The sequence below is a fragment of the Amycolatopsis sp. NPDC051372 genome (assembly GCF_040682095.1).
In the GTDB taxonomy this organism is placed as follows: Bacteria; Actinomycetota; Actinomycetes; order Mycobacteriales; family Pseudonocardiaceae; genus Amycolatopsis.
In genome coordinates this window covers 25,372-38,725 of record NZ_JBFBAF010000048.1, presented here as the reverse complement: position 1 = coordinate 38,725, position 13,354 = coordinate 25,372, and the positions used below count along the sequence as shown (strand labels likewise).

The following is a 13,354-nucleotide window of genomic DNA, read 5'->3' as shown; positions in this document are numbered from 1 at the left end:
TATCGGCCTGTGTGCCCGATTACAGTGAACTGAGGCTTACCTGTATTGCACATATGCGCATGCGACTATATATTGCGAAAGGGACCTGGCGAAGGGCCTCGCACCGGTGGTGACCTGCGGAAACGAGGGGGAGGCGACGTCATGGGCCACGGACACGGGCACGCCGCCGCCCCGGCGAGCGCGTCCGGCCGCTACCTGCGAGCGCTGCTGATCGCCCTCGTCATCGGTGCGGGCTTCATGGTGCTGGAGTTCGTGGTGGGCTTCACCACGGGCTCGCTGGCGCTGATCTCCGACGCCGCCCACATGTTCACCGACGTCCTGGGCGTCGGGATGGCGCTCACCGCGATCGTCCTGGCGCGCCGCAGCGGGCCGACGCTCAGCCGTACGTTCGGCATGTACCGGGCCGAGGTGCTGGCCGCGCTCGGCAACGCGGTGCTGCTGTTCGGCGTCGCCGGATACGTGCTGGTCGAGGCCATCGGCCGCATCACCGACCCGCCCGAGGTGGCGGGCCTGCCGGTGCTGCTGGCCGCGGGAGCCGGCCTGGTCGCCAACATCGTGTCGTTCTTCGTGCTGCGCTCGGGCGCGCGCGAAAGCCTCAACGTCCGCGGCGCGTACCTCGAGGTGCTCGCCGACCTGATCGGCTCTGTCGGTGTGCTGATCAGCGGCGCGATCACCCTCACCACGGGCTGGCGCTACGCCGACCCGATCATCGGTGTCGCCATCGGCCTGTTCGTGCTGCCGCGCACGTGGACCCTGGCCCGACGCGCGCTGCGCATCCTGTTCCAGCACGCCCCGAACACCGTGGACGTCGGCGCGATCAGCACGGAGCTCGCGGCTTTGCCGGGCGTCTCGGACGTCCACGACCTGCACGTCTGGACCCTCACCTCCGGCATGGAGGTCGCCTCGGCCCACCTCACGATGAGCGACGAGGCCGAGCAGTCCACCGTGCTCACCAAGGCACAGGACCTCCTGTCCGCCCGGTACTCCATCAACCACGCGACGCTGCAGGTCGAAGGACCGCAGTGCGCGCGCCGGTGCCAGGAACTGTCCTGGTAGCCCGCAGCGCGCCTGCCGAACAGACCACCAAGGGGAATGCTCGTGAGTGAACGCATCAGTTGCAGCGGCAGGAGTTCGGGATCGGCGTGATCGGGGGGCCGACCACCGTCGTGGACATCGCGGGCCTGCGGTTCGTGGTGGACCCGACGTTCGACGAACCGGGTCCGCACGCCTACCTGACCAAGCTCGAGGGTCCGGCCGTCGACGAGGCCGGGCTCGGCGACGTCGACGTCGTGCTCGTGAGCCGCGCCACCCACCCCGACAACCTGGACGTCAAGGGCAAGGAATACGCCCTGACCGCCAAGACACTCCTGACCGGCGCCAACTCCGCGAAGCTGCTCGGCGCCAACGCCAAGGGCCTCGAGGCCTGGGAGACGATCACCATCCCGCGCGGCGACGGCGGCGGCGACCTGACCGTGCAGGCCGTGCCGGCCGAACACGGCCCCGCCGACGGTGACCGCGACGACACCGGCCACATCAACTCCCAAGTGATCGGCTTCGTGCTCTCGGGCACCGGCTTGCCGACGGTGTACCTCAGCGGTGACAACGCTTCCGTCCGCGTGGCGGCCGAGATCGCGAACAAGGTGGGGCCCATCGACGTCGCGGTCCTCTTCGCCGGCGCCGCCCGCGTCGCGGCGAAGTTCGACGGCCGCCCCCTGACGCTGACCTCCGAACGCGCCGCCGCTGTGGCCGCGGTGCTCGGCGCGAAGACCGTCCTGCCCGCCCACATCCAGGGCTGGGCCCACTTCTCCGAGGGCATCGACACGTTCCCGCCCGCCTTCGAGGACGCCGGCCTGGCCCACGTCCTCGCGCTGGCCGAACCGGGCGAGTGGAACGTCGTGGGGAACCGGTCCTGACGCCTTCTGCCTCTGCACAGGAGCCGGGCGCGGTGGACGAGGTGCGCCCCTCGTCCACCGCGACCACCTGGTAGACCAAGGGCATGCGCAAGGACTTCGATCCCGCCGACGTCGCCCCGTTCGCCTTCTACCGCCTGCTGACCGCGACCGTGGTGCCGCGGCCGATCGCGTGGGTGTCGAGCACCTCGGCAAGCGGCGTGGACAACCTGGCGCCGCACTCGTTCTTCACGGTGGCCTCGGCCGCGCCGCCGGTGTTGCAGTTCACGTCGGTGGGGCGGAAGGACACGTTGCGCAACGTCGAGGCCACCGGGCAGTTCGTGGTGAACCTCGCGCCGGAGCACCTGTTCGAGAAGATCAACATCACGGGCACCGACTTCCCGCCCGACCACAGCGAGTTCGACGCGACGGGGCTCACACGCGAGCCCAGCACGAAGGTCAAGCCGCCGCGGGTGGCGCAGTCGCCGGTGGCGTTCGAGTGCGAGCTGCACAGCACGGTCGGGTTCGGCACGTCGACGGTGGTGTTCGGCCGGGTCGTGCACGTCGCGGTGGCCGAGGACGTGCTCGACGGCGACCACCCCGTGATCGAGCGGCTGCGGCCGCTGGCCCGCCTCGGCGGCGACGAGTGGGGCACCGTCGGTGACGTCAAGGAGATCCCGCGCATCCGGTTCGCCGACTGGAAGCAGCACTAGAAAAAGGGCCGCCCCCGAAGAACGGGAGCGGCCCTGGAAACAACAATCTCAGGACGCCGGCAGCGGAGCCGCCCCGCGCGCCTGCAACATCAGCTTCATCTGGTTGATCTCCGCGCCCTGCGACACGAGGATGCTGCGGCACAACGCCTTGAGCGCCGGCAGGTTCGAGTGGTCCTGCGCGTACTCCGCCATCGCCGTGCCGCCCTGGTGGTGGCGCAGCATGAGCTGAAGGAAGTCGACGTCCATCGCGCGGCCGGTCAGCGAGCGCAGCTTGGCGATCTCCGCGTCGGTGGCCATGCCCGGCATCGGGGCGCCGTTGGCCGGAGCGCTGGTGGGCACCTGCATACCCGCGTGGCCCATCGGCTCGGTCATCCACGTCATGTACGCGCCGGGCGCCTGCTCGGGCTGGTCCCACAGCATGAGCCAGCCCTTCATGCGCCCGACCTGCTCGGTCTGCGACGACTCGATGTCGAACGCGAGCTGCCGCACCTCGGGGTCCGTGCTGTGGTCGCGGGCCCAGTTGGCCATGGTCACGGCCTGCAGGTGGTGCGTCGACATGTCCTGCGCGAAGCCGACCTCGACCGAACCCGCGCCGGGGATCGCCGGCGCGGCGTCGCTGCCGTCGGTGAGCCGCGAGGCGAACACGCCGATCGCCACGCCGATGAGCAGCACGGCGAGCATCGACCCGCCGATGACGACCCAGCGCGACCACGCGGGCCGCTCGTCGGGCTCGTCGACGTCCGGTTCGAGGTCTGCTTCGGTGCTCACCGCGAGATCACTGTCCTGCCGGAGCCGACGGCGCCGTCACCGGCGCGCTGGGCTGGCCGGGGGTGCCCGGCATGCCGCCCTCCGGCACGGCACCGGAGCTGCCGCCGTAGTTCATCGGCTTGGCGTCGGGGCCCGGCTTGCTCGGGTCGAACGGCGGCGGGTTGCTCGGGTCGAACTGGCCCGGGCCGAGCGCGTCGCACGAGGCGCCGATCTCGGGGTACACGCCGTTGGGGTTCGTCCGCAGCGCGGCGATGAACTCGTCGATGCGCGGGTCGTCGGCCTTGTCCAGCTTGAGCTGGTGGCCCCAGGACTGCAGCGAGATCGGCTTGTCCAGGCCGGGGTACGGCGACATCGAGATGTAGGTCTTGCCCTTGACGCGAGCGGCCAGCAGGTCCACCTGGTCGCCCTTGACGAGGTCCGGGTTGTAGGCGATCCAGATCGCGCCGTGCTCGAGCGTGTGAACCATGTTCTCGGTGCGCACCGCGGTCGGGTAGACGACGCCGTTGCAGGCCGCCCAGTTGCCGTCGTGCGGGCCGCCGAAGGGCGGGCTGTGGTCGTACGCCACGCGCTCGGTGGGCAACACGTGCACCGAACCGGTGTAGGTCGCGGTGATGACGCCCGGGATCTTCTTGGACGGGTCGGGGTCAGTGGCCGTCGGCGCGAACGACGAGGCCGCCTCCTCGCGGGACTTCTGGTCGCGCTGCGGAGCGGATTTCACCATGTAGTAGGTGACGACGCTGGCCAGGAGGGCCACCACCACGACGACACCGACGATGGTGCCCCACGGAGTGCCCTTCTTCCCCACGACGGACTTGCCGCGCGCGGCCTTGACCGCGTTCGCGGACTTGCCGCGCGTTCCGCCGGCGGACGTCCCCTTCTTACTGGTTGTCCCTTTCGCCATGGTTTGCCGCGATCTCCTCGTGAGATGATGGAGGGATCCGGACGGACCCTGCCCGTCGGCCAGTGTAGAGACCGGACGTCTGATCACCGTGAACGCCTCTCACGATCACTCCAGGGTGATGTGCGACAACCGCAGGTCGGACCGGCGTAAGCGTCCGACCTGGGCACACCTAGAATTCGGCGAGTGACTCCCGCCGCTCTCGCCGACCTGGTCCGCGCCTCCGCCGTGCAGGTGCTCGACGCCCGAGGCGTCGACGCCGCCGTGCTGCCGGAGCAGGTGACCATCGAACGCCCGCGCAACCCCGACCACGGCGATTACGCGACGAACCTCGCGCTCCAGGTGGCCAAGAAGGCCGGGCTGAAGCCGCGCGAGTTCGCCGAGGCGCTGGCCGAGGTCGTGGCGGCCGCCGACGGCGTGGACGCGGCCGAAGTCGCCGGCCCGGGGTTCCTCAACTTCCGCCTCGCCGCCGACGCGCAGGGCGAGGTCGTGCGCCAGGTGCTCGCCGCGGGGGAGGCCTACGGCCGCGGTGACGCGCTCACCGGCCGCAAGATCAACCTCGAGTTCGTCTCCGCCAATCCGACCGGCCCGATTCACCTCGGCGGCACGCGCTGGGCGGCGGTCGGCGACGCGCTGGGCCGCGTTCTGGCCGCGCAGGGCGGCGACGTCACGCGCGAGTACTACTTCAACGACGCCGGCGCCCAGATCGACAGGTTCGTCCGGTCACTGATCGCCGCCGCCAAGGGCGAGCCCGCTCCCGAGGACGGCTACGCCGGTGGCTACATCAACGACATCGCCGCCGAGGTCCTCAAGCAGGAGCCCAGCGCGCTGTCGCGGCCCGAGGCCGAGCGGCACGAGACGTTCCGCAGCGTCGGCATCGAGCTGATGTTCACCGAGATCCGCCAGAGCCTGCACGAGTTCGGCACCGACTTCGACGTGTACTTCCACGAGAACTCGCTGCACGAGTCCGGCGCCGTCGACGCCGCCGTGCAGCAGCTCAAGGACTCCGGCAACCTCTATCTCGCCGACGGTGCCTGGTGGCTCAAGTCCAGCGAGTACGGCGACGACAAGGACCGCGTGGTCATCAAGAAGGACGGCAACCCGGCCTACATCGCCGGCGACCTCGCCTACTTCAAGGACAAGCGCAACCGCGGCTTCGACCTGTGCATCTACATGCTCGGCGCCGACCACCACGGCTACATCGCGCGCCTGAAGGCCGCCGCGGCCGCCTTCGGCGACGACCCGGACACCGTCGAGGTCCTCATCGGCCAGATGGTGAACCTCGTGAGCGACGGCAAGCCGGTGCGCATGTCCAAGCGCGCGGGCACCGTGATCACGATGGAGGACCTCGTGGAGGCCGTGGGTGTCGACCCGGCGCGCTACGAGCTCATCCGCTACTCCGTCGACTCCACTTTGGACGTCGACCTCGACCTGCTGCGCAAGCACAGCAACGACAACCCGGTCTACTACGTGCAGTACGCGCACGCCCGGCTGTCTTCTTTGCAGCGCAACGCCGCCGATCTCGGACTGAGGTCCGAAAAGGACGCGGCGGATGTCGATTTCGGACTCCTGACCCTGCCCGCCGAGGGCGACCTGATCCGCACGATCGGCGAGTTCACCGCCACCGTCCGCCGCGCCGCCGAGATGCGGGAACCGCACCGCATCGCCCGCTACCTCGAGGAGCTGGCCGGCGCGTACCACAAGTTCTACACGGTGGGCCGGGTGCTGCCGCAGGGCGACGAAGAGGCCACCCCTCTCACGTTCGCCCGGCTCGCCCTGTGCGAGGCCGCCCGCCAGGTGCTGGCGAACGGCCTGTCTTTGCTCGGTGTCTCAGCTCCGGAACGGATGTAAGAAATGGCGCACCCCGCGGGCCCCCGCCACGCCGACGTCTACCCCCATGCCGACGCCTCCGGGTTCCCGCCCGCGAGCGCCGAGGAACTCGACAAGCTGCCCGCGAAAGTGTGGCCGCGCAACACTTATCGCGCCGGCGACGGCATCGTGCGCATTGCCGGGATGGACGTGCGCGACCTCGCCGAGACCTACGGCACGCCGCTGTTCGTGGTCGACGAGGCCGACTTCAAGTCCCGGTGCGCCGACTACGCCGAGGCGTTCGACGACCCGGCGCTGGTGCACTACGCGTCGAAGGCGTTCCTGTCCATCGAGATCGCCCGCTGGGTGGCCGAGCAGGGCCTGAGCCTCGACGTGTGCAGCGGCGGCGAGCTCGCCGTGGCGCAGCGCGCCAACTTCCCGGCCGAGCGGATCACCTTCCACGGCAACAACAAGTCGATCGCGGAGCTCGACGCGGCGGTCGAGGCCGGCGTCGGCACCGTGGTGGTCGACTCCTACTACGAGATCGCCCGCCTCGCCGAGATCGCCGCGCGCCGCGAGGTCGTGCAAGCGGTCCTCGTGCGTGTGACGGTCGGCGTCGAGGCCCACACGCACGAGTTCATCGCCACCGCCCACGAGGACCAGAAGTTCGGCTTTTCGCTGGCTTCGGGCGACGCGGCCGAGGCCGTGCGCCGGGTGCTCAACGCGCCGTCGCTCAAGCTCGTGGGCCTGCACAGCCACATCGGCTCGCAGATCTTCGACGCCGACGGCTTCGAGGTCGCCGCGCGCCGCGTGGTCGGGCTGCTGGGCGACCTGGCCAAGGAGCACGGCCGTGAGCTGCTCGACCAGCTCGACCTCGTGGACCTCGGCGGTGGCTTCGGCATCGCCTACACCGAGAAGGACAATCCGCCGCCGCCCGCGCAGATGATCACACAGATCCGCGAGATCGTGCGCAAGGAGTGCGCGTACGCCGACCTGCCCGTGCCGCGCATCGCGGGGGAGCCGGGCCGTGCGATCGCCGGCCCGGGCACCATCACGTTGTACGAGGTCGGCACCATCAAGGACGTCGCACTGGGTGACAACAGCACCCGCCGCTACGTGAGCGTCGACGGCGGCATGAGTGACAACATCCGCACGGCGCTCTACGACGCGGTGTACGACTGCCGGGTGGTTTCCCGCTCCGCGAGCGAAGGTGACGAGCCCGTGCTCGCCACTCTGTCCCGAGTCGTGGGAAAACACTGTGAATCCGGCGACATCGTCGTCCGAGACTGCTGGCTACCCGACACTCTTGCTCCCGGCGACCTGCTGGCCGTCGCGGCGACCGGTGCCTACTGCTACTCGATGGCGAGTGGGTACAACCGGCAGCCGCGCCCGGCGGTGGTGGCCGTGCGCAACGGCAGCGCCCGCGTGCTGCTGCGGCGGGAGACGACGGACGACATGCTGCGCCTGGAGGTTTGAGAAGTGTCCACAGTGTCTCCATCGGACGGACGAGCGATCAGGGTCGCCCTCCTCGGCTGCGGCACCGTCGGCAGCGAGGTCGTCCGGCTGCTCACCGAGCAGGCGGACGAGCTGGCGGCGCGCGCCGGGGCCGCGGTGGAGCTGGCGGGCATCGCCGTGCGCCGCCCCGACAAGCACCCCGAGCTGCCGCAGGACCTGGTGACCGACGACGCGGCCGCGCTCGTCGTCCGCGAAGACGTCGACGTGGTCGTGGAGCTGGTCGGCGGCATCGAGCCGGTGCGCGGCTGGCTGCTCGCGGCGCTGGGCGCCGGCAAGGCCGTGGTCACGGCCAACAAGGCGCTGCTCGCCGAGCACTCGGCGGACCTGTTCGAGGCCTCCGACGCCGCGGGTGTCGACCTGTACTTCGAGGCCGCTGTGGCCGGCGCCATCCCGCTGCTGCGCCCGCTGCGCGAATCGCTGGCCGGCGACCGCATCACGCGCGTGATGGGCATCGTCAACGGCACCACCAACTACATCCTCTCCGCGATGGACACCACGGGCGCGGGCTACGCCGAGACGCTCGACGAGGCCGGCCGCCTCGGGTACGCCGAGGCCGATCCGACGGCCGACGTCGACGGTTACGACGCCGCGTCCAAGGCCGCGATCCTCGCCTCGCTGGCGTTCCACACGCGCGTGACAGCGAAGGACGTGCACCGCGAGGGCATCGCCGACGTCACCGCGGCCGACCTGGTCGCCGCGCGCGTGCTGGGCCGCACGGTGAAGCTGCTGGCGATCTGCGAGCGCGTGACGGCCGACGACGGCGCCGAGTCCGTGTCGGCGCGCGTGCATCCGGTGATGATCCCGCGCAGCCACCAGCTCGCGGGAGTCAGCGGCGCGTTCAACGCCGTCTACGTGGAAGCCGACGCGGCGGGCGAGCTGATGTTCTACGGCCAGGGTGCCGGCGGGGCCCCCACGGCGAGCGCGGTGCTGGGCGACCTCGTCGCCGTGGCCCGCAACCGGGTGATCGGCGGCCGCGGTCCGCGCGAGTCGGCGCACGCCGCGCTGCCCGTGCGCCCGATGGGCCAGACGCCCACGCGCTACCACGTGAGCCTCGACGTCGCCGACCGCGCGGGCGTGCTCGCCCAGGTGGCGCAGGCGTTCGCGGGCCACGGCGTGAGCATCGCCGCCGTGCGCCAGCGCGACGCCAACGACACGGCGAGCCTCGTGGTGGTCACCCACTTGGCGCCCGACGCGGCGTTGCAGTCCACTGTGGACGAGCTCGCGAAGCTCGATGTGGTGCACCAGGTTGTCAGCGTGATGCGGGTGGAAGGCGAAGACCAATGAGTGCGTGGCCCGGGATCATCGAGGCGTACCGCGACCGAGTCCCCGTGCCGGACGGCGCGCAGGTGGTGACGCTCGGCGAGGGCAACACCCCGCTGTTGCCCGCCGCGCACCTGTCGGAGCTCACGGGCTGCACGGTGTACCTCAAGGTGGAGGGCGCGAACCCCACCGGCTCGTTCAAGGACCGCGGCATGACCGTGGCCATCACCCACGCGCTGGCGAGCGGGCTCAAGGCCGTGATCTGCGCGTCGACGGGCAACACGTCGGCGTCGGCGGCCGCCTACGCGGCGCGCGCCGGGCTCACCTGCGCGGTGCTCGTGCCGCAAGGCAAGATCGCGATGGGCAAGCTCGCCCAGGCCGTGCTGCACGGCGCGCGCATCCTGCAGGTCGACGGCAACTTCGACGACTGCCTCGAGCTCGCGCGCAAGACGTCGGCCGACTACCCCGTGACGCTGGTGAACTCCGTGAACCCGGTGCGCATCGCGGGCCAGAAGACCGCGGCGTTCGAGGTCTGCGACGCGCTCGGCCAGGCGCCCGACATCCACTGCCTGCCGGTGGGCAACGCGGGCAACATCACCGCCTACTGGGCCGGGTATTCGGAGTACGCCGAAGACGGTGTGGTGAAGAACACCCCGCGGATGTTCGGCTTCCAGGCGGCCGGCGCCGCGCCGCTCGTGCTGGGTGAACCGGTCTCGGACCCCGACACCATCGCGACGGCGATCCGCATCGGCAGCCCGGCTTCGTGGGCGAGCGCGGTGAAGGCGAAGGAAGAGTCCGACGGCCTGTTCGAGGCGATCACCGACGCGAAGATCCTCGAGGCCTACCGCCTGCTGGCCGGACGCGAGGGCGTGTTCGTGGAGCCCGCGTCGGCCACCAGCGTCGCCGGCCTGCTCGCCACCGCCGCGGACGGCCGGCTGCCGAAGGGCAGCACGGTCGTGTGCACGGTCACCGGCCACGGCCTCAAGGACCCCGCGACCGCGCTCGAGGGCAACGTCGAGGTCGAGCCCCTCGCCGTCGATCCCACGGCGGTCGCCGCGGCGCTGGACCTGCGGTGACGGGCTCCTCGGGCCTGCCGGTGGGCGCGTCGTTCCGGGCCGTGGTGCCGGGTTCGACGGCCAACCTCGGCCCGGGATTCGACGCGCTGGGCCTGGCGCTGGCGTATCACGACGTCGTCGAACTGCAGGTGACCGAGGACGGCCTCAAGGTCGAGGTGGTCGATGCCGGCGCCGGCGGGGTCGCCGACGTCCCCACCGACGAGACGCACCTCGTGGTGCGGGCGATCCGCCGCGCGTGCGCGCACCTCGACGTGCGCCCGCCGGGCCTGCACCTGCGTTGCTTCAACAAGATCCCGCACGCGCGCGGACTCGGTTCCTCGGCCGCCGCCGTGGTGTCCGGCGTGGCGCTGGGTTACGCGCTGGCGGGCGTCGCGCTCGACGACGGGGCTTTGCAGCTCGCGGCCGAGTTCGAGGGCCACGCGGACAACGCGGCCGCCAGCCTGCTCGGCGGGCTCGTGGTGGCGTGGTGCGAAAACGGGCGCTTCCATGCCGAACGCGTGGAGCCCAGTACCAAGATCCGTCCTGTGGTGGCGATCCCGGCGCTGAAGTCGTCCACGGACGCCACGCGCGGCCTGCTGCCGCAGCACGTTCCGCACGCCGACGCGGCGCACAGCGCGGGCCGCACAGCGCTTTCGGTGCTCGCCATGACGACCAAACCCGAGCTGCTGCTGGCCGCCACGGAAGACCGGCTGCACCAGGAGTACCGGGCCAGCGCGTACCCCGCGAGCTCCGAACTGGTGCGCACGCTCCGTGCGCACGGCGTGGCGGCGACGATCTCCGGCGCCGGTCCGACGGTGCTCGCCCTCACCACGACGGGAATATTGCCGCCGGAATGCGACGTTGAGGGGTTCGACGTCGCCGAGCTGGGCGTGGACCTGACGGGTGTTCAGGTTGCGGCTCAGTAAAGCCCCGGTCACGTGGCGGGCGGAACGTGCGCCACGCGGGGGGGTGGTTGTTGCACCCGTCCACAGGGCGGTCTACCCTCGGGGGCGTTCGATCACCGTGCGTTTCCGCACCCGATGCCGGTCCTGTTCGCTCCTCGCGAGCCTCCGGTCCGCATCCTTCGTCGATCCGCCAACTCTGCGCCGCCTGGCAAGCGGGACGCGGAGGGACGCAGGCGGGTTTCCGGTTTCGGCGGTGCCGAATTCCGTTTCCTCCGTTTGGGGGAGGCAAACACCCCTGTGCTGGCGACGCTCTCGCTGTGTTCCGCACGGCTAGGCGCGACTCGCCCGCATCGGAAGCAAATGCCGTTTCGCGATCAGACGCGATCGGCGGCAGTCCGCTGATCCACCTGGAGGCGTGGATCGGTCAGGAAGGACATGTGTGAGCAACACCGATCTGTTGAGCGGCGACGTGGAGACCCCCGCCGCGGCCGCTGAGACGAATGGGGCCGCGGCCGCTCCGAAGCGCCGCACCGGGGGCCTGTCGGGGATGGTCATCGCCGAACTCCGCCAGCTGGCGGGCGAACTGGGTGTGGGCGAGACCACGGGGATGCGCAAGGGTGACCTGATCGCCGCGATCCGCGAGCGGCAGGGCAAGACCAAGAAGCGCACCGCCACGGCGGAGACTCTCCCGCTCGACGGCGTCGGCGACACTCCGGCTCCCAAGGCCTCGAAGGCCGCGAAGAGCGAAGAGCCGGCCCGGGCCGAGAAGAAGCGCGAAGAGACCCCGAGCGCCGAGGCGGCGCCGGCTCCCAAGGCCGAGACCAACGGTTCGGCTTTCGGAACCGAAGCGGCGCCGGCCGAGAAGCCCGCGCAGAACGACCACGGCGGCCAGCAGAACTCCGACGGGCAGCAGGAGGAAGGCGGCCGCAGCCGTCGTCGCCGCGGCTCGAACCGTGCCGCGGGCGCGCCCGACGGCCAGCGTGAGCCGCGCGAGCAGCGTGACGGTGGCCAGCAGCGTGACGGTGGCCAGCGTGGCGACCGTGAGCAGCGTGGTGACCGTGAGCAGCGTGGCGATCGTGGTGACCGCGCCGAGCGTCAGGGCGGCCGCGACAACAACCGCGGCGGCTCGGACAACCGGGACAACCGCGACAACCGCCAGCGCAACAACCAGCAGGACAGCGGCAACCGCGGCCAGCAGGACAACCGTTCGCAGGGCCCGGAGGACGACGAAGAGGGCGGCCGTCGCGGCCGTCGCTTCCGCGACCGCCGTCGCCGGGGCAGCGGGGGCGGGCGCGCCGAAGGCGGTTCGCCGGACACGGAGATCCGCGAGGACGACGTCCTGCTGCCGGTCGCCGGCATCCTGGACGTGCTCGACAACTACGCGTTCGTGCGCACGTCCGGCTACCTCGCCGGGCCGAACGACGTGTACGTGTCGCTCTCGCTGGTCCGCAAGTACGGCCTGCGCCGCGGTGACGCCATCACCGGTGTCGTCCGGCAGCCGCGTGACGGCGAGCAGCAGCGGCAGAAGTTCAACCCGCTGGTGCGCGTCGACTCGATCAACGGCCTGGAGCCTGACGAGGCCAAGCGCCGCCCCGACTTCACCAAGCTGACCCCGCTCTACCCCAACGAGCGCCTGCGCCTCGAGACCGAGTCGCACAAGCTCACCACCCGCGTGATCGACCTGATCATGCCGGTCGGCAAGGGGCAGCGCGCCCTGATCGTGTCGCCGCCGAAGGCCGGTAAGACCACGATCATGCAGGACATCGCCAACGCGATCACCACGAACAACCCCGAGTGCCACCTCATGGTCGTGCTGGTCGACGAGCGGCCGGAAGAGGTCACGGACATGCAGCGGTCCGTGAAGGGCGAGGTCATCGCCTCGACCTTCGACCGCCCGCCGGCCGACCACACCTCGGTCGCGGAGCTCTCGATCGAGCGCGCCAAGCGCCTGGTCGAGATGGGCCACGACGTGGTGGTGCTGCTCGACTCGATCACCCGCCTCGGCCGCGCCTACAACCTGGCCGCGCCCGCGTCGGGCCGGATCCTGTCCGGTGGTGTCGACTCGACCGCGCTGTACCCGCCGAAGCGTTTCCTGGGTGCCGCGCGCAACATCGAGAACGGCGGCTCGCTCACCATCTTCGCCACGGCGATGGTGGAGACGGGCTCCACGATGGACACGGTGATCTTCGAAGAGTTCAAGGGCACCGGCAACGCCGAGCTCAAGCTCGACCGCAAGATCTCCGAGCGCCGTGTGTTCCCCGCGGTCGACGTCAACCCGTCCGGCACTCGCAAGGAAGAGCTGCTGCTCTCGCCGGACGAGCTCGCCGTCACGCACAAGCTGCACCGCGTGCTCCACGCGCTGGACTCCCAGCAGGCCATCGACCTGCTGATCTCGCGCCTGCGCAAGACGAAGACCAACATCGAGTTCCTCATGCAGGTCTCGAAGACGGCCCTCGGCGCGAACGACGAGGACTGAGCTCCACCGTTTCACCGTCCGTGAAGGGCACTGTGAGGGAATCCGATTCCCCCGCAGTGCCCTTTC

At 70.7% G+C, this 13,354-nt stretch carries 11 protein-coding genes; 9 read left to right on the top strand and 2 right to left on the bottom strand.

Annotated features, from left to right (window positions below):
- The first annotated feature begins 141 nt into the window (after positions 1-141).
- From AB0M56_RS45685 to AB0M56_RS45675, 3 genes are all read left to right on the top strand, one after another.
- Entirely contained in the window at positions 142-1,056 is a 915-nt protein-coding gene (locus AB0M56_RS45685; RefSeq protein ID WP_364188476.1) for a cation diffusion facilitator family transporter, read from the top strand.
- Positions 1,057-1,142: 86 nt separating this feature from the next.
- Positions 1,143-1,913, top strand: coding sequence for an MBL fold metallo-hydrolase (locus tag AB0M56_RS45680; protein WP_364188473.1), 771 nt, complete (start codon positions 1,143-1,145; stop codon positions 1,911-1,913).
- An 83-nt stretch (positions 1,914-1,996) separates the two neighbouring features.
- Complete coding sequence (locus AB0M56_RS45675; protein ID WP_364188471.1) at positions 1,997-2,602, top strand: flavin reductase family protein; 606 nt, start codon at positions 1,997-1,999, stop codon at positions 2,600-2,602.
- A 48-nt stretch (positions 2,603-2,650) separates the two neighbouring features.
- Here AB0M56_RS45675 and AB0M56_RS45670 read toward each other — a convergent pair whose 3' ends face one another.
- Positions 2,651-3,370: a DUF305 domain-containing protein gene (locus AB0M56_RS45670; protein ID WP_364188468.1), complete on the bottom strand. Its 720-nt coding sequence runs from the start codon at positions 3,368-3,370 to the stop codon at positions 2,651-2,653.
- Positions 3,371-3,377: 7 nt separating this feature from the next.
- On the bottom strand, positions 3,378-4,271 hold the full coding sequence (locus AB0M56_RS45665; RefSeq protein ID WP_364188465.1) for a DUF3105 domain-containing protein: 894 nt from the start codon (positions 4,269-4,271) through the stop codon (positions 3,378-3,380).
- Positions 4,272-4,454: 183 nt separating this feature from the next.
- Between AB0M56_RS45665 and argS the strand changes: the two genes are divergently transcribed.
- The 6 genes from argS (at position 4,455) to rho (ending at position 13,288) form a co-directional block, all read left to right on the top strand.
- The gene (gene argS, locus AB0M56_RS45660; protein WP_364188462.1) at positions 4,455-6,119 is read left to right on the top strand and encodes an arginine--tRNA ligase; all 1,665 of its coding nucleotides are present in this window, start codon (positions 4,455-4,457) and stop codon (positions 6,117-6,119) included.
- A gap of 3 nt (positions 6,120-6,122) precedes the next feature.
- Positions 6,123-7,553 (top strand): diaminopimelate decarboxylase, encoded by a 1,431-nt coding sequence (lysA, locus tag AB0M56_RS45655; protein WP_220243832.1) that lies wholly within the window; start codon positions 6,123-6,125, stop codon positions 7,551-7,553.
- A 12-nt stretch (positions 7,554-7,565) separates the two neighbouring features.
- Complete coding sequence (locus AB0M56_RS45650) at positions 7,566-8,876, top strand: homoserine dehydrogenase (RefSeq protein ID WP_364188563.1); 1,311 nt, start codon at positions 7,566-7,568, stop codon at positions 8,874-8,876.
- Positions 8,873-9,928 (top strand): threonine synthase, encoded by a 1,056-nt coding sequence (gene thrC / locus AB0M56_RS45645; RefSeq protein ID WP_364188459.1) that lies wholly within the window; start codon positions 8,873-8,875, stop codon positions 9,926-9,928. Before AB0M56_RS45650 ends, thrC begins: the two co-directional genes overlap by 4 nt.
- A complete protein-coding gene (gene thrB, locus AB0M56_RS45640) occupies positions 9,925-10,833 on the top strand; it encodes a homoserine kinase (protein WP_364188456.1) in 909 nt (302 codons plus the stop codon). Before thrC ends, thrB begins: the two co-directional genes overlap by 4 nt.
- A gap of 418 nt (positions 10,834-11,251) precedes the next feature.
- A complete protein-coding gene (rho, locus tag AB0M56_RS45635) occupies positions 11,252-13,288 on the top strand; it encodes a transcription termination factor Rho (protein WP_364188454.1) in 2,037 nt (678 codons plus the stop codon).
- Positions 13,289-13,354 lie beyond the last annotated feature (66 nt).

Bases quoted from the DNA above. Each gene is read 5' to 3' on its own strand.
- AB0M56_RS45675 (WP_364188471.1), top strand. From the start codon at position 1,997: ATGCGCAAGGACTTCGATCCCGCCGACGTCGCCCCGTTCGCCTTCTAC.
- lysA (WP_220243832.1), top strand. From the start codon at position 6,123: ATGGCGCACCCCGCGGGCCCCCGCCACGCCGACGTCTACCCCCATGCC.
- AB0M56_RS45685 (WP_364188476.1), top strand. From the start codon at position 142: ATGGGCCACGGACACGGGCACGCCGCCGCCCCGGCGAGCGCGTCCGGC.
- thrC (WP_364188459.1), top strand. From the start codon at position 8,873: ATGAGTGCGTGGCCCGGGATCATCGAGGCGTACCGCGACCGAGTCCCC.
- AB0M56_RS45665 (WP_364188465.1), bottom strand. From the start codon at position 4,271: ATGGCGAAAGGGACAACCAGTAAGAAGGGGACGTCCGCCGGCGGAACG.